We start from the raw sequence: 17,273 nt of genomic DNA, 5'->3' as shown, positions 1-17,273 counted from the left end.
ATAAGAGGATAAGCCGAAGGAGTGAGGGTTTTGCAGGAGAAACTTATGCTTCCTTCGGCTTTTTTATAAAATATGTACGAGATCACCATGAATCTGGATCCAAGATCCACGAAAACATTGTATGAGCAGATTTACGAATATATCCGGGATGAGATTCGCAAAGGAACGTTAAAGTGCGGGGAGCGTCTGCCGTCCACCCGTCTGCTGGCGTCTCACCTGGATGTGAGCCGGAGTACCGCCCAGCTTGCCTATGAGCAGCTGTTGTCTGAAGGGTATATTGAAGCCATTCCATGTAAGGGTTATTTTGTGTGTCAGATGGAAGCACTGTATCGACTGGATACAGCACCGGTGAAGCCGGAGCGGGTAGTAGAGCCGGAACTCAATACATATCGCTATGATTTTACGCCAAATGGAATTGATCTGAAGCATTTTCCCTTTGCAGCCTGGCGGAAGCTGAACCGGGAAGTGCTGCAGCAGGATGAGAGCGATCTCTTTCTGCTGGGGGAAGCCAGCGGAGAATGGGAACTCAGAGAGGTGATCAGTTCCTATCTTCATCAGGCCCGTGGAGTTCATGTGCAGCCGGAGCAGGTGATCGTGGGAGCTGGAAATGACTATCTGCTCATGCTGTTGTCCCGGATTCTTGGGATGGATCATAAGATTGCCATGGAGAGTCCTACTTATCGACATGCATGGGATGTGTTCCAGAAGCTTGGTTATGATTGTCGGACGGTATCTATGGATAAGTTTGGCATGAATGTTGAAAAGCTGAAAGAGAGTGGTGCGGACATTGCCTATGTGATGCCTTCTCATCAGTATCCGCTGGGAATTGTCATGCCTATCAAGCGGCGGCAGGAGCTGCTGCGCTGGGCAGAAGAGAAGCCTGGCAGATATCTGATTGAAGATGATTACGACAGTGAGTTTCGTTATATTGGAAAACCCATTCCTTCCCTGCAGGGAAATGACCGGAGCGGCTGTGTGATCTATCTTGGAACCTTTTCCAAATCCATTGCGCCTGCCATCCGTATCAGTTATCTGGTGCTGCCGGAGAGCCTTCTGGAGACCTACAGACGGATCGATAATGTATTTTCCAGTACCGTATCCAGACTGGATCAGCGGGTGCTGCAGCTTTTTATGGAAAAGGGCTATTATGAGAGGCATCTGAATAAGATGCGTGCTCTCTATAAGAGTAAGCATGACGTGCTCATGAGTGAGATCAGGAAAATGCGTGGTGTAAGACAGGTGTTGGGAGATCATTCAGGAGTTCATATTCTGCTGCAGATGGACGGTCATCTGACGGAGCAGGAACTGATTCGACGAGCCAGACAGGCGGGCATCAAGGTCTACCCTCTGTCCGAATACTGTGTAAATGAGGCAGATTACCCGCCGACGGTGATCCTTGGTTATGCGACACTTTCAGAAGAAGAGATCAGAGAAGGAGTCCGGCTGCTGGAACAGGCGTGGCTGGCATAGCGAATATAAAAGGAGCTGTTGCTCTATAGATGTGGTAGCATATCAGATGCTCATCTATGGAACAGCAGCTCCTTCCTGGAATCTTCATTATTTTTCAGTGCTGTCTTCAGCAACAGCGTCTTCAGCTGGTTCTTCAGAACTCTCGGAAGTATCTTCAGCTTTCTCGGCGTCAGCCTTGTCAGCTTCTTTTGCTTCGTCTTCGAAGATCTCGGACTCATCATCAAAAGCTTCGATGCCATCGTCATCACTGTCATCATCTTCGTCTTCAAACAGCTCTTCGTCATCAAACTCTTCCAGCTCGTCATCGTGTAAGAAGAACTTGCGTACTACATAAACGGCTCCTGCCACAGCAACGGCTGCTGCGGTAATGGCTGTAAAAATCTTCACTGCTTTTTTCATAGAAAATTGCCCCTTTCTTCGTGCAAATTTATTCTACACTATTTTAATATAAAATGCGCTGCTTTGAAAGTACAAAATTATTAAATATTTAGAAAAATGATCGTGGGGGTTTGCAAAAATTGTACTTACAAGGTAGAATAACGTTGTATTTGGCAAAAATAAATCAGAAAAACAATGGAGAACATAGTTTATGATAAAATTGATCGTCAGTGATATTGATGGAACGCTGGTTCCGGAAGGAAATACAGATCTTAATCCAGAATATCTGGAAGTGATCAAAAAACTTACAGAAAAGGGGATCGCCTTTGTAGCAGCCAGCGGCCGCCATGCCAGCAGTATTCATGCGGTATTTCAGCCTGTCAGTGAAAGAATCTATTACGTGTCGGACAATGGAGCCTGTATTGAAAAAAATGGAAAAGAAGAGAGGGCGCTGTATCTTCCGGCAAAGGAGCTTCGCGAACTTCTGTATGAAGCCCGGAAAATGGAAGGGTGCTATGTGATGTTTTCCGCAGTAGATGGATTCTATACAGATGCGAAAGATGAAACGTTCAGCGAAGGCGTTCTGGGAGGCTACAAAGGAAATAAAAGTGTGGTAGAGGATCTGGAAGCCTATGCAGATAAAAGTATTAAAATGGCTATCTACTGCCCGGATGGAGCTATAGATATCTATAAGGAAGTAAATAAACGATGGGGCGATCGCTTCAGTGTAAATATTTCCGGGGACCGCTGGGTGGATATTAATTTGCAGGAAGCGACCAAGGGAAAAGCGGTTGCCTGGATTCAGCAGCAGACAGGTGCCAGTCCGGAAGAGACGGTTGTATTCGGTGATAATTTTAATGATATGTCCATGCTTAAGCAGGCGCATTATAGTTTTGCATCAGAACTGTCTCACCCGGATGTGAAAGCAGCAGCCCATTATCAGGTGGCATCCTGGAAGGTGGATGGTGTACTTGCAGTTCTGAAGCGAATTCTGGAAAATGAAGAAGCTTTTCTGGAAGACCCGGAAGGAACAGGAAGCGACACTTCGGAGGTGAATCATGCAGAATAGAGGACGAAGAACCGGAAGACGTACAGTGGCTGCCATGGCGGCTGCAGGACTTATCATGGCTATAAGTGTCGGTCTGCTGACCGGATGTTCCGATACAAAGATCGTGGTCACGACAGGTCTTGCATCCAATGAACTGTTCCGGATCGGCAGTGAGACCTGTAAATTATCGGAAGCGCTGGTATATCTGTGCAACGAGAAAAATCAGTATGAAAATGTCTATGGCATCGAGATGTGGGACCACAATGTGGGAGATATGACCCTGGAAGAATACCTGAAAAATCAGGTGGTATCCCAGCTGTCCCAGGTGAAAAGCATGGTTCTTCTGGCAGATGAACGGGAGATCGCCTTGACTGATTCTGAAAAACAGAAGGTAGCAGAAGCAGCAAAGGAATATTTTACTTCGCTTAGCGAGGAAGAAGTATCAGCACTGAAAGTCAGCCAGGAAGAGATCCAGACCATGTATGAAGATTACTGTTTGGCAGATAAGGCTTATGAGCAGATCACCGGTGATGAGGCAGTAGAGATCAGCGATGATGAAGCACGGATCATTCAGATCCAGCAGATCTTCGTGCCGGAGGAAAACCAGGCTAAGGAACTTAAGAACAAGCTGGACAATGGAGAAGACTTCGAGAGCCTGGCGGCCAATTATTCCAAGGCATCTCAGACAACCATCACCATTGCCAGAGGCGATAAGGATCAGACCTACGAAGAGGTAGCCTTTAATCTTGGAAATGACGAAATCAGCGATGTCTTTGCCGACAACAACGGCTATTACATTCTCAAATGCCTGAATACCTATATGGAGTCCGAATCCGAGGCAAATAAAGAAAAAGTTGCCCGCCAGCGAAAAACTGAAAGATTCCATGCCATCTACTCTGACCTGATGGAAGACACCATCTCCGAATTTCAGCAGAGAATGTGGGATAATATCAAATTCACAGATTACGACACCGTCACAACCAGTAATTTCTTTGAAGTGTACCAGGAATACTTTGAATAAGACTGCTAAGGACACAGGGTGGGGGATATGTAAGCTCGTATGACGTGAATCGGACATAGTAAGCATCGTGCATCGTCTGGATACGTACACATACTGTGTACGCACCAGCCGATACACAAAGCTCACTACGTTCGCTTCAAGTCACACAGCGTCTTACAATATCCTCCACCCTGTGTCTCGATCGCTGCTTCCGGCAACCACAAAGCTCTTACGGAAAAGGAATAAGCTCCTTGCCGCACTGGGTATGCCTGAAGGAGCGGGAAGAAACCTGTGGGACACGGTTCAGGGCATTGCGCTGGATAAGTAGAAAATAAGAAGTGCGAATGCGGACATCATATAGCTGAAAATGATAAAGTGCAGTTTGGGATATAATATAATGCGCTGTATGACTTGGAGCGGACAGGGAAGTTCTGCTGTATTGGCAGGGATGTACACCATAGGTGTACATATCCGGCCAATATTGCAGGGCTTTCCTGTCCGATACACTTCATACGAGCTTATATATATCCCGAACTGCACTTCATACACTTCCATATGATGTCAGTATTCGCACATCATATGTTATTGGGGGAAATACCTTAAACTGAGTCTCACCAGATTATCCCAGCAGCTCCTTCAGGCATGCCAGCAGCTCTGTATTTTTATCAGGCATCATAAAGCAGAACCGGAAGAAGGTCTCATCTTCCATTCCGAGGAATGTGGAGCAGTCTCTGAGCATCAGTCCTTTTTTGATGGCATGGACAAATACATCATAAGAGGTCACGCCCTCTTTGAGAATTTTCACCAGAATGAAATTTGCATAAGGTTTGTAAACTTTCACGGTTTTCCAGGTCAGCAGCTCCTGATAGATCCGTTCACGCTCGGAGGAGATCAGGTCTCTGGTGCGGCGGATATAGTCCCAGTCATTGAACATATAGGAGCCTGCCAGTTCAGCCAGACTGTTGATGGACCAGGGATTCATCTGTTCCTTGATATTTTTCAACAGTTCCAGATCGGATGTCATGGCATAGCCGAGACGAAGTCCCGGAGCGGCGAAGAATTTGGAGATGCCGCGCAGAATCGCAAAGTTATCAAATTCTGACAGGAGATTTACGGAACTCACACTGGTATCTTCCGGTGCAAATTCGGCATAAGTCTCATCCACCATAAGGAAAATGTGATGATTCTTGCAGCACTCCAGGATCTGTCTCATGTCATCCGGGGTGGTGGCTGTGGAGGTGGGATTGTTCGGATTGCAGATAATGCAAAGTTCTGTGCCGTCTTTTAATGTCTGGCAGAAATCATCCACATCCATCTGGAAATCCAGTTCTTCTTTTAATGCATAATAGTTGACTTCGCTGCCAACTAATCTTAATTCCCGTTCATATTCGGAATAAGTGGGAGAAACGACCAGTGCTTTCTTCGGATGATGGATACCGATGAACAAAGAGATCAGTTCCGTACATCCATTTCCTACCAGTACCTGCTCTGGTTTGCATCCGGCGTAAGAGGCGATGTGCTTCCGCAACTCGGTATATTCCGGGTCCGGGTACGCAGTCAGCACATCAAGATGTGTGGCCAGTCCTTCTTTCATCTTAGGAGAGATGCCAAGTGGATTTACGTTGGCACCGAATCCGGTGATCTTTTCCTTTGGAATGCCAAAATATTTCTCGATTTTTTCCAGGTCACTGCCATGAAAATGTTCTTTTCCTTCTATTTTCTGTTCCATGCTTGTACTCATAATCTTATTTCCTTTGCGTTAGTCTCTGCCATGGTTGCGAAAGATAAACCATGGGTGTTATAATAATAATCAGATATCCTCATTATCACACGAAGTAAGCAAATTTGCAACGGGGGACACATGAAAGAGAAGATCATTGATTTTTCTAATGGAATATTTTCATACGACCAAGTGCGGCTGACCACAGAGCCGGAGCGGATCGAGATTGAGCTGGATCCGGGAAAAGGAGTCAAAGGGGATCTGATCGTCAGCTCTCAGGACGAGAGACGGGTGAAGGGCATGATCTTCAGCCGGGTGCCAGGGCTGACTTTTCAGAAGTCCTCGTTCTTTGGAAGAGCCGCAAGGCTGGAATATACGTATTATGCAGAGCATCTGCGGCCGGGAGAGACCTTTACAGAATCTCTCTGGATCGAATCCAATGCGGGAGAATATGAGATTCCGGTTACCATAAGGATCCGTTCCCAGGAGCCTGCGGTGGAGAATCTGGAAGATCTGTCACTGCCGGAAGAGACTGAGGAGCCGGAAGAAAATGCGCAGGAGAAGCCTTGCAGGGGCAAAGGGCGCAGTGAAGCATGGCTGTTAAAGAGAAAGCGGGAGCAGGCACTGGCGGGTCTTCAGCTTTGTATGGAAAAATCAGAGCTTCATACCTGTAGCCGGAAGGATGCGGTAAAAGAGTTCCGGACTCATGTGGATACATTGCTGGAGCTGGATCCGGATCATTCTGCATGGATGCTTCTGAATGCATGGGTGATGGGGCTTGAGAACCGTCAGGAGGAAGCCGGCTGGATCCTTCGCAAATATGAGAAGACCAGACTGTTTCAGCAGCGGGATGTGAGAACGAAGGAACTCTATCTCTATGTGAACAGCATTTATCGAAAAGACGGTCAGGTGACGGAACAGGCGGTAGTCCAACTTCGGAAACTCTACCAGAAATACCCGGAAGACTGGATGCTCACATATTTTCTGCTGAAGCTGGATCCGGAACTGTTAAGAGACAAGAGAACCCGTTATCGGATCCTGGAGCGTCAGTATCGGATGGGTACCAGGCACCGTCTTCTGTATCTGGAAGCATGGAATCTGTTGAGTGAGGATGCAGCATTGTTTCAGGGGCTGGATGGATTTGTCCTGCAGATCTGTGCATGGGCATCGGAACATGGGCTTCTGACTTCCCAGATCGCATTGCTGGCGGCAGGACAGGCTGTAAGGCTGAAGCGCTGGTCTCCGTTGGCTGTGCGTCTGTTGAAGGGATGTTATCAGAAGGAACCCTGTAAAGAGACCGTGGGAGCTGTGTGTGCGGTCTACATCCGCGGGCATCGGACAGACAAGGAAGCTTTTGGCTGGTACGAAAAAGGCGTGGAGCTGGATGCCAAGATCACCAATCTCTATGAGTATTTTATTTATTCTCTGCCGGAGGACTATGACAAGCTGCTTCCGCGGCAGATTCTGTTGTATTTTGAATATCACAACACATTGACCAGCCGTCAGAAGACTGTGTTCTACAGCAATCTGGTGCGATTCGGAGCTATCCGCAGGCCGGAGTACGAGGAGCACAGAAAAAAGATGCAGGAATTTCTGCTTCAACAGGTCAAGGAGCGTCGGATCAATGAAGAACTGGCGTGGCTGTATGGAAGGTGTCTGCTGCCGGAGACACTGGACAATGAAGAGCTGACGGCAGTGGCGGAGCTTTTATTTACCAGAAAGGTCACCTGTGAGGATCGGAGGATCCGTCAGATAAAAGTAGTGCATGCGCAGCTGGAGCGCCCTCAGATCGTGCCTTTACAGAACGGGACTGCCCAGGTACAGGTCTATACGCCCCGGGCGAAGGTCGTTCTGATCGATGAGGCGGGTCGTGAGCATGTGGGAACAGTAAAATATAACCTGAAACGGTTGATGATCGAGCCGCGGTTTCTGCAGATGTGTCTTATGCGTCTGAAAAATAACCGGGGGCTGAACATCTATCTGGTGGAGGGCGGAGTGGAAGGCCGTCTGACCCATGATAATGTGGATGCTGCTTATCGGCTTCTGGAAGATCAGGGCTTGAGTGAAACATATGCGCAGCAGCTGAAGCTTAAAGTTCTGGACTATGAGAAGCGTCACCGGAGACTGGAGCCTGGAAAAGAACTGGACGAGCGGCTGGTCATTGAGCATCCGGAAAAGCTTTCCAGAGAAGATCAGGCTGCCTATCTGGAGATCCTGATCTATGTGAGAAAGGATGAAGAGGCGTATGCTCTTCTGAAAGAGACAGGATGTAAGCTTGTAGATCCCCGTTCTCTGTTAAAACTTCTTCAGCGTCTGCTCAGTGATGAGAGAGATACCAAAGAGCACCTGCGGCCATTTGCCAGAGAGGTGTTTAGAAAAGGTGTTTATACAGAGAAGATCGTGGCACTTCTGGCAGAGGAGCTTAAGGGAAATACAGAAGAGCTTCTGAGATTGTGGAAAGCGGCAGACCAGTTTGGATTGGTATTGCCGGAGCTGGAGGATACTTTACTTGCACAGTCCCTGTTTACGGAGCATATGACAGAAGAGGTGTTCCCGGTATTTCAGCAGGTGGATGACCGAGGTGGAGATCCGGTCATGATCAGCGCCTGGCTGAATTATATGAGCTGGAAGGATTTTGTGAAAAATGAGCCGGTGCCGGAAGGATTTTTCCAAAGTCTGGAACACCATCTTATGTGGGAGGACCATCTGTGCACGGTGGCAGAGCTGTCGGTGCTCAGACAGTATTCGGCACTTCTGCTTCTGACGGATGCTCAGAAACGGCTGGCGGGAAGACTTCTGAAGGAACCGGCTATCCGGCGGACACGGTTTGCGTTTATGGATCAGCTGGTTCCGCTGACCGATGAGATTGAGTATCAGGATGCAAGGACAGTCCTGGAGTATCGTTGTGATCCGTCTCACAAGGTGATCCTTCATTATGTGCTGGAATATCATGGAAAGCGGACCTTTGATTATATGACGGTACAATTGTTCCCGGTCTGCGGAGGTATCTTTGTAAAATCCTTCCCATTGTTCTACGGGGAACGGCTGACCTGGTTTTTCACGGAGGAGAAGCCGGATGGAACCGTGGTCTCCACCGTATCAAAGACGCTGGAACAGCAACAGGACTGCGAAGACAATAAGACCCGTTATGAGAGACTGTGCCGGATGCAGAGGGCATTGGACCTTCATCAGGAAAAGGCACTGCGCCGGATGATGGCAGAATATGAAGAGCTGCTGGAGATCACGCAGGATGGATTTCGGGCAAGGTAGCGGAGGAAGAGAGCGATGAAGATAACAAGTGGACGGAATCCGCTGGCAGTGGGAGTGGATTACCGGGAAGAATATCCAAAGGTCTGCTATCAGTCGATACAGATGAAAGAGGCTCAGCCGCTGCCCCTTGATTTCACAGGACAGACAGGCCGGTGTGCCTGCTTTCGGAAGGTGCTGTCCGCGCTGAAGCGCTTTGCTGTCAAGGAAGAGATGCAGGTATCTCTGGTCCTTCCGGATATGGAGAAGGAGACGATTGAGCAGTATATGCAGGAAGCCTGTGAAGCAGGATTTTTAAGAGAGCAGCTACAGATCTTAAGCGAGACCCAGAGCCTGGTGTCCTTTGTGATGGAGCAGACACCGGACATCTGGCAGCACCGGGTCTGGCTTCTGGAATTTGACACAGATGAGATCAAGGCTACATGGCTGGAAGTGAACCGACGGGCCATGCCCATGCTTGTGAAGGCTGGAGAGCCGGAATACTGGCATGTGGGAACTCTTCTGGAAGGAAGCCGGGACGAAAAGCTGGCACAGCTGGCCAAAGAGCGGTTTGGAGGTGGCCCGGTGTCGGCAGTCTTTCTGGCGGGAACAGATTTTAATGCCAGAGATTATAAGAAAAGCCGGGAAGAGATCTGTTTTCACCGGAGAGTCTTTCTGGCGGAACAGATTCATGCCAGAGGTGCCTGTGCAGCAGCGGGGGATCAGAGCGGAAAGAAAAAGTATTTATTTTTAAATGAACAGACGCTGCTTCACAATGTGGGGATCCGCAGCATCAAAAATGGAAAAGAAGTGATCTACACGCTGATCAGTGCCGGATGCAGCTGGTACGATGCGGGCTGTCACACAGAAATGCTGCTGCGGGGAGAAGATCATATTTTAGAATTTTACTTTCAGTCCATGATGGGTGGAGATCCGGTGAGAAAGCGGTTCCAGCTGACGGATCTGCCTGCAAGACCGGATGGAGCTTCCAGAGTACTGGTCGAGGCGCATTTTACAGACCGGTACCGCTGTGAGGTGAAGGTGACAGACCTGGGCTTCGGCGAGTTGTACCCCGCGTCAGATCTGTACTGGAAGGAATCATTTTTGATGGAAGAACAGGAGGACGGTCATGGCACTGGTAACGATCTGTAAATACCGCAGGGCAAAGACACCGTATTTTCTGGAACAGGCGGGTCTTAATATGTACAGTCTGGAAGAACTGGCATGGTTTTTGTATCACAATATCTGTCTGGCAGAGCCGCAGATGTTCGATGACCGTCTGTGCCGCTGGCTGGAGGAAGAGATCGGTTCCTCAGAGCTTGCCAGAAGGATTCGCAATGGGAAGGAGTCCGGGACGAACTTTCAGAATCTGGTGATCTCCATTGTGGGAGCAGTGGATCTGTTTACCAATCAGGAACTGGCAGAGCTGGGGGAGCAGCTGAAGAGCCTCGGTACTATGCAGGAACAGGAGCGCTTAAAGCTCCGGGCGGACGGACTTCTGAACAGCCGCAACGAATGGGCGGCAGCGGAAGAGTATCGAAGAATCCTGCGGATGCATCAGAATACCCGGCTTGGCGTAGAGTTCTATGCGGCAGTGTGGAACAATCTGGGGATCTGCTATGTGCGGCAGTTCCTGTTTGAACGGGCAGTGGAGTGCTTTGAAACGTCCATGCAGTTCGCTCCTCATGAAGATACAAGAAAATACAGGGAGCTGGCAGAACAGCTGGCAGCAGGAAAACGTCCGGGAAACGGAAAGAAAGCGCGCACACCGGAGGCAGATGACACGGATCCTCAGAAAAAACTGCTTCGCTGGGAAGAAGATTACAGAAGTCGTCAAAAAACTGGTTGACAATTATAGAAGTGCTTGCTATAATTCATTCATATTTGATTGCTTTACCATGGTAGAGTGGTAGCATACAAAACGATCAACAGGAGGATCTATTATGAAAAAGTTAGTAGCACTTATGTTAGTAGGAGCCATGACCGCAGCAATGGTGACCGGTTGTGGAAGCAGCGCAGATACATCCGCATCAACTGATGCAGCAGCAGAGGATACAGCAGCAGATGCAGAGGCAACAGAAGATACTGCAGAGGCAGCAGAAGACACAGCAGCAGATGCTAAGAGCGATCTTGCATATGTAAAAGAAAAAGGAACTCTGGTAGTTGGTATTACCGAGTTTGAGCCGATGGATTACAAAGATGAGAATGGCGAGTGGATCGGATTCGATGCTGCTATGGCAAAAGCATTCGCAGAGAGCCTTGGTGTAACTGCTGAGTTCCAGGTAATCGACTGGGATAACAAGATCCTGGAGCTTGAAGGAAAGACCATCGACTGTGTATGGAACGGAATGACTCTGACAGACGAAGTTACCAGTGCTATGGAGTGCACCAATGCATATCTTAACAATGCACAGGTAGTTGTTGTTCCGGCTGATGTAGCTGATCAGTATCAGGATGAAGAGAGTCTCAAAGACTTAAGCTTCGCAGTAGAAGCAGGAAGTGCAGGAGAGGCTGAGGTAAGCGCTCTGGGCCTGAACTACACACCGGTATCTTCTCAGGCAGATGCTCTGATGGAGGTTGCTTCCAAGAGCTCTGATGCAGCAGTCATCGATTCACTGATGGCAGGTGCCATGATCGGTGAGGGAACCGGATATGCAGATCTGACTTACACCATCGGCCTGAACAGCGAGGAGTATGGTGTAGGCTTCCGTAAAGGCTCCGATCTTGCAGCAGCACTCAATGATTACTTTACAACCAGCCTTGAGGATGGTAGTATGGAGAAGGTTGCAGAGACCTATGGAGTACAGGCAGCACTTATCAAATAAGTTCTGTTTGAAAAGAAATGAAAACCATTATGGCAGTGCAGTCGGAACGTAAGCGAAAACTGCACTGCTTTCGTGCGTAATAAACAAGAGAAATAGGAGAAGGATTTACATGGAACTGATATTACAACAGATGCCGATCGTTGTTCATTCACTGAACATCGGCTTTTTACAGACTTTAAGGTTATTTTTGGTGACGCTGATCGGCGCGTTCCCGCTGGGACTTATTATTGCATTCGGTTCTATGTCACAGTTTAAGCCGCTGAGTTATTTTACCAAAGTGATCGTATGGATCGTGCGTGGTACGCCGCTGATGATCCAGCTTCTGATCATCTATTATTTCCCAGGGCTGGTTCTTGGAAAGACGATCTGGGGCGGCGGAGAGACCGGACGTTTTATGGCGGCTGCTGTATCCTTTATTTTTAACTATGCCTGCTATTTTTCTGAGATCTACCGTGGGGGGATCCAGAGTGTGCCGAAGGGACAGGAAGAAGCAGGACTGGTGCTTGGCATGACCAAAGCACAGATTTTCTTTAAGGTAACCTTACTGCAGATGATCAAGCGGATCGTTCCGCCCATGTCCAATGAGATCATCACGCTGGTAAAGGATACCTCACTGGCACGTATTATCGCACTGCAGGAGATCATCTGGGCAGGACAGGCTTTCATGAAAGGTTCCCAGGGAATCTCAGGAGCCATCTGGCCGCTGTTCTTCACGGCAGTTTATTATCTGATCTTCAATGGTGTTCTGACCGTTCTGTTAGGACAGCTTGAGAAAAAACTGGATTATTTCAGGTAAGGGAGGGAGAAGAAGATGCCAATTCTGGAAGTAGAACATATTTGCAAATCATTTGAAGGCACGGAAGTGCTCAAGGACATCAGCTTTTCTCTGGAGAAGAGCCAGGTGCTCTCTATCATCGGTTCTTCAGGAAGCGGTAAGACGACACTGCTTCGCTGCCTGAATTTCCTGGAGAGACCAGATGGTGGAATTATCAAGGTCAACGGAGAGACTTTGTTTGACGCTGCACAGAAGTCCTCCACGCAGGAAGCAGAGATCCGTAAGAAGCGGCTGCATTTTGGACTGGTGTTCCAGTCATTTAACCTGTTTCCGCAGTATACAGCACTGGAAAATGTTATGCTGGCCAAGGAACTGCTGGAGAAGGAACAGCCGGATTATAAAGTGAGAAAGAAAGAGATCCACGACGAGATTGAAGGACAGGCCGTGGAGCTGTTGAAAGATATGGGACTTGCTGACCGGATGGGTAATTATCCCCATCAGTTGTCCGGCGGACAGTGTCAGCGTGTGGCGATTGCCCGTGCCCTGGCCCTTCGCCCTGATATTCTGTGCTTTGATGAGCCGACTTCCGCGCTGGATCCGGAGCTGACCGGTGAAGTCCTGAAGGTCATCAAAGGACTGGCAGATCAGAAGATGACCATGATCATCGTTACCCATGAGATGGCATTTGCCAGAGATGTGGCCAATCAGGTCGTATTTATGGATAATGGATTTATTGTGGAACAGGGTACACCGGATCAGGTATTCGGTCATACACAGGAAGAGCGGACCAGACAGTTTTTATCCAGATTTAATCAGAGATAGTTTAATTGGACTGGTTTTCTTATAAATAAGTTACAATTTATAAAAAATTCTAATCAAAATATTGAAATTCCCATTGTCGCAAGTTATACTATTCGCGTACAACGCAGATTTTTTTATAAAATCGGACAGGAAGGATGACAGCGGATGGAAAGTACGAAGGTTTTTGAAATGGAAGAAGATCTGAATGGACTGCATGAAGAGTGCGGTGTGTTCGGTATCTATGATTTCGATGGAGGCGATGTGGCCTCATCCGTATATTATGGACTGCTGGCACTGCAGCACCGTGGACAGGAGAGCTGCGGAATCGCAGTAGGAGATACGGACGGACCCCGTAAAGTGACGACCCACAAGGGCATGGGACTGGTCAATGAAGTATTTACCCCGGAGATTCTGGAAGGAATGCATGGTGATATTGCAGTGGGGCATACCCGTTATTCCACGGCAGGAAGCAGCACCAGAGAGAATGCACAGCCGCTGGTCCTTAATTATATTAAAGGTACTCTGGCAGTTGCCCACAATGGTAATCTGATCAATACACCACAGCTTCGGCATGAACTGGAGTACAGCGGAGCAATTTTCCAGACGACCATTGATTCTGAGGTCATTGCCTATCATATTGCCAGAGAGCGTGTGAATGCAAAATCCGCAGAAGAAGCAGTTGCAAGAGCCATGGATAAGATCCAGGGAGCTTATTCTCTGGTCGTTATGTCCCCAAGAAAGTTGATCGGAGCCAGAGATCCTTACGGATTCCGACCGCTCTGTATTGGTAAGAGAGATAACACCTACATTCTGGCATCCGAGACCTGCGCTCTTCATACGATCGGCGCAGAATTTGTCCGTGATGTGGAGCCGGGTGAGATCGTCAGCATCTCTCCGAAGACAGGCATCGTCTCTGACAAGAGTCGTTGTCTTCCAAAAGAAAAAGAAGCACGTTGTGTGTTTGAATACATTTATTTTGCCAGACCGGACAGTCATATTGATGGCATCAGTGTCTACAGTTCCCGTATTCGGGCAGGTAAATATCTTGCTATGGACAGCCCGGTGGAGGCAGACCTGGTGGTAGGTGTCCCGGAGTCTGGTAATGCAGCGGCATTGGGATATTCTCTTCAGTCAGGAATTCCTTATGGAACTGCATTTGTAAAAAACAGTTATATAGGAAGAACCTTTATTAAACCCAAGCAGAGCAACCGGGAATCCAGTGTGCAGGTAAAATTAAATGTTCTGAAAGAAGCGGTAAATGGAAAACGTGTGATCATGATCGATGATTCCATTGTCCGTGGAACCACCAGTGACCGAATCGTGAAGATGCTTCGGGATGCGGGAGCCACAGAGGTGCACATGAGAGTCAGCTCTCCGCCATTTCTGTATCCGTGCTACTTTGGTACCGATGTGCCGGCCCGTGAGCAGCTGATCGCTTATAACCGGTCCGTGGAGGAGATCCGTCAGATCATCGGAGCGGACTCCCTTGCCTATCTGGAACTGGACAGATTGAAAGATATGGTGGATGGACTTCCCTGCTGCAGCGGATGCTTTACCGGAAAATATCCGTTGGATCCCCCGAAAGAGGATATTCGCGGCGACTACGAGCGCTAGCACTGTGGATATAATTAATTTAAACAAAACAGAAAGGAACAAAAACATGAGCACAGACAGATATAGCAGTCCGTTATCAGAGCGTTATGCCAGCAAGGAGATGCAGTACATTTTCTCTCAGGATATGAAATTCCGCACCTGGAGAAAGCTGTGGATCGCACTGGCAGAGACCGAGAAGGAGCTGGGACTTCCGATCACACAGGAGCAGATCGATGAACTGAAAGCCCATGCAGAAGATATTAATTATGATGTGGCAAAAGCCCGCGAGAAGGAAGTTCGCCATGATGTTATGTCCCATGTTTATGCATATGGTGTACAGTGTCCGAAAGCAAAAGGAATCATCCATCTGGGTGCAACTTCCTGTTATGTAGGAGACAACACAGATATTATCGTGATGACCGAGGCACTTCGTCTGGTCCGTAAAAAGCTGATCAATGTGATCGCTGAGCTTGCAAAATTTGCAGATGAATATAAAGCACTGCCAACCCTGGCATTTACTCACTTCCAGCCGGCACAGCCGACCACGGTAGGTAAGAGAGCATCCCTGTGGCTCAACGAGTTCTGCATGGATCTGGAAGATGTGGAATATGTATTAGATGGTATGAAGCTGCTGGGATCCAAGGGAACCACAGGAACCCAGGCAAGTTTCCTGGAGCTCTTTGACGGAGATCAGGAGACCATCGACAAGATCGATCCTATGATCGCTAAGAAGATGGGCTTTGAGAAATGCGTACCGGTATCCGGTCAGACTTACTCCCGTAAGGTGGACACCAGAGTACTGAATGTACTGGCAGGTATTGCGGCAAGTGCGCACAAGATGTCCAACGATATCCGTCTGCTGCAGCATCTGAAAGAGGTAGAGGAGCCATTTGAAAAATCTCAGATCGGTTCTTCTGCAATGGCGTATAAGAGAAATCCTATGAGAAGTGAGCGTATTGCTTCTCTGTCCAGATATGTGATGGTGGATGCGCTGAATCCGGCGATCACCTCAGCAACCCAGTGGTTTGAGAGAACGCTGGATGACTCCGCAAACAAGAGACTTTCCGTTCCGGAAGGCTTCCTGGCAATCGACGGTATCTTGGATCTGTGCCTGAACGTGGTAGATGGTCTGGTAGTATATCCGAAGGTGATCGAGAAACGTCTGAGAAGTGAGCTTCCGTTCATGGCGACTGAAAATATCATGATGGACGCAGTAAAAGCAGGCGGAGACCGTCAGGAACTGCATGAGCGTATTCGTGAGCTTTCCATGGAAGCAGGAAGAAATGTGAAAGTAGAAGGTAAGGACAACAATCTTCTGGAGCTGATCGCAGCTGATCCGGCATTTAACATGACATTGGAGCAGCTGGAGGCATGCATGGATCCGGCTCGTTATACCGGACGTTCTGAGATTCAGGTGACTGCATTCCTGAAAGATGTAGTGCAGCCGATCCTGGATGCAAATAAAGAGTTACTTGGCGTAAAAGCTGACATCAACGTATAAGATACGCACACAGACAACTGGGAGGACATCTATGTTTCACTATGAATTTCGCCAGTGGCTGTCATTTTTCTATCTGTATTGTATATTTGGATGGTGTTTTGAGACCACTTATGTGTCGCTCAAGCAGCATTGTTTTGTGAACCGGGGCTTCTTAAAGGGGCCCTGGCTTCCTTTATATGGAAGTGGCGCTGTCCTGGTATTATTGATCACTATGCCCTTTGACCAGCACCCGGCGGCAGTGTACATTGCAGGTCTGATCGGTGCCACACTTCTGGAGCTTGTGACCGGTGAGGTCATGGTGCGCCTGTTCAAGGTACGCTACTGGGATTACAGTAACCAGCATTTTCAGTACAAAGGTCATATTTGTCTGAGTTCCTCCATTGTGTGGGGATTCTTCAGTGTGATGATGGTCTATGTGGTGCAGCCGCAGGTGGAGCGGTTTGTATTCTGGCTCAACAGTGAATTTGTGTCAGTTATGACATTTCTGATCACGGTCTGCATGGTATATGATTTTGCAGGCGCATTCCGCAAGGCCATGGATCTGAGAAAACTGCTGGATCAGGCAGAGCAGATCCTGCAGGAGCTGGAACAGCGGGCTGCTGAGAAAAAGCGTCTGCTGGAAGCAACAGCCACATTTGCAAAAGCTACTGTGACGGAAAATATCGCAGAGAAGAAAGAAGCACTGGCACAGAAGGTGCAGAGCCTGGATCTGGAGAGTGTTCGGCTGGAGGAATTGCAGCAGCAGTTGAAGAACCGCATGGCAGAGAATGCCGAGTGGTTCCTGACCCACAACCCGGGTTCCCGTTTTATGACTGCCAGGGGAGAGACCGTCTCCGCAGAGATCCGGGATCTGATCAAGAAGCTTCGGCTGGATCGTTTGAAAGAGAAGAGGAACCGGCAGTAAGCAGGTTTTCAC

The 17,273-nt window shown here is 48.4% G+C and carries 14 protein-coding genes; 12 read left to right on the top strand and 2 right to left on the bottom strand.

The features are described 5' to 3' along the window. The first annotated feature begins 72 nt into the window (after positions 1–72). Positions 73–1,470 carry a MocR-like pyridoxine biosynthesis transcription factor PdxR gene (pdxR, locus tag WMO62_RS10130; protein ID WP_349144580.1) on the top strand — a complete coding sequence of 466 codons (1,398 nt, stop codon included), beginning with the start codon at positions 73–75 and terminating at the stop codon, positions 1,468–1,470. 87 nt (positions 1,471–1,557) lie between these two features. On the opposite strand, the gene WMO62_RS10125 is transcribed toward pdxR, so the two are convergent. After that, the gene (locus WMO62_RS10125; RefSeq protein ID WP_349144579.1) at positions 1,558–1,869 is read right to left on the bottom strand and encodes a hypothetical protein; all 312 of its coding nucleotides are present in this window, start codon (positions 1,867–1,869) and stop codon (positions 1,558–1,560) included. A gap of 190 nt (positions 1,870–2,059) precedes the next feature. Here WMO62_RS10125 and WMO62_RS10120 point away from each other — a divergent pair, with 190 nt between their 5' ends. Next, a complete protein-coding gene (locus WMO62_RS10120) occupies positions 2,060–2,917 on the top strand; it encodes a Cof-type HAD-IIB family hydrolase (protein ID WP_349144578.1) in 858 nt (285 codons plus the stop codon). Then, positions 2,907–3,917, top strand: a complete 1,011-nt coding sequence (locus WMO62_RS10115) for a peptidylprolyl isomerase (protein WP_349144577.1) — start codon at positions 2,907–2,909, stop codon at positions 3,915–3,917. The genes WMO62_RS10120 and WMO62_RS10115 overlap by 11 nt, the downstream gene beginning before the upstream one ends. A gap of 598 nt (positions 3,918–4,515) precedes the next feature. Here WMO62_RS10115 and WMO62_RS10110 read toward each other — a convergent pair. Continuing rightward, positions 4,516–5,637, bottom strand: coding sequence for a pyridoxal phosphate-dependent aminotransferase (locus WMO62_RS10110; protein WP_349144576.1), 1,122 nt, complete (start codon positions 5,635–5,637; stop codon positions 4,516–4,518). A 120-nt stretch (positions 5,638–5,757) separates the two neighbouring features. On the opposite strand from WMO62_RS10110, the gene WMO62_RS10105 reads away from it, so the two are divergent. The 9 genes from WMO62_RS10105 to WMO62_RS10065 all read left to right on the top strand — a co-directional run bounded on the left by WMO62_RS10105 (position 5,758) and on the right by WMO62_RS10065 (position 17,261). Then, positions 5,758–8,886 (top strand): DUF5717 family protein, encoded by a 3,129-nt coding sequence (locus tag WMO62_RS10105; protein WP_349144575.1) that lies wholly within the window; start codon positions 5,758–5,760, stop codon positions 8,884–8,886. A gap of 15 nt (positions 8,887–8,901) precedes the next feature. Further along, complete coding sequence (locus WMO62_RS10100) at positions 8,902–10,014, top strand: DUF5716 family protein (protein ID WP_118596708.1); 1,113 nt, start codon at positions 8,902–8,904, stop codon at positions 10,012–10,014. Then, the gene (locus WMO62_RS10095) at positions 9,992–10,711 is read left to right on the top strand and encodes a tetratricopeptide repeat protein (RefSeq protein WP_349144574.1); all 720 of its coding nucleotides are present in this window, start codon (positions 9,992–9,994) and stop codon (positions 10,709–10,711) included. Before WMO62_RS10100 ends, WMO62_RS10095 begins: the two co-directional genes overlap by 23 nt. A 94-nt stretch (positions 10,712–10,805) precedes the next feature. Further along, positions 10,806–11,687 carry a transporter substrate-binding domain-containing protein gene (locus WMO62_RS10090; RefSeq protein ID WP_349144573.1) on the top strand — a complete coding sequence of 294 codons (882 nt, stop codon included), beginning with the start codon at positions 10,806–10,808 and terminating at the stop codon, positions 11,685–11,687. A gap of 109 nt (positions 11,688–11,796) precedes the next feature. Beyond that, entirely contained in the window at positions 11,797–12,483 is a 687-nt protein-coding gene (locus WMO62_RS10085) for an amino acid ABC transporter permease (protein WP_117496895.1), read from the top strand. Between the two features lie 15 nt (positions 12,484–12,498). Continuing rightward, complete coding sequence (locus WMO62_RS10080; protein ID WP_118596711.1) at positions 12,499–13,284, top strand: amino acid ABC transporter ATP-binding protein; 786 nt, start codon at positions 12,499–12,501, stop codon at positions 13,282–13,284. A 144-nt stretch (positions 13,285–13,428) separates the two neighbouring features. Then, on the top strand, positions 13,429–14,877 hold the full coding sequence (purF, locus tag WMO62_RS10075; protein ID WP_435390480.1) for an amidophosphoribosyltransferase: 1,449 nt from the start codon (positions 13,429–13,431) through the stop codon (positions 14,875–14,877). Between the two features lie 46 nt (positions 14,878–14,923). Continuing rightward, on the top strand, positions 14,924–16,357 hold the full coding sequence (gene purB, locus WMO62_RS10070; RefSeq protein ID WP_178754063.1) for an adenylosuccinate lyase: 1,434 nt from the start codon (positions 14,924–14,926) through the stop codon (positions 16,355–16,357). A gap of 31 nt (positions 16,358–16,388) precedes the next feature. Continuing rightward, complete coding sequence (locus WMO62_RS10065) at positions 16,389–17,261, top strand: putative ABC transporter permease (RefSeq protein ID WP_349144572.1); 873 nt, start codon at positions 16,389–16,391, stop codon at positions 17,259–17,261. The last annotated feature ends 12 nt before the right edge of the window (positions 17,262–17,273 follow it).

The sequence above is a fragment of the Hominiventricola aquisgranensis genome, from assembly GCF_040096225.1.
GTDB classification, from domain to species: domain Bacteria; phylum Bacillota; class Clostridia; order Lachnospirales; family Lachnospiraceae; genus Hominiventricola; species Hominiventricola aquisgranensis.
This window is presented reverse-complemented; position numbering and strand designations above follow the sequence as displayed.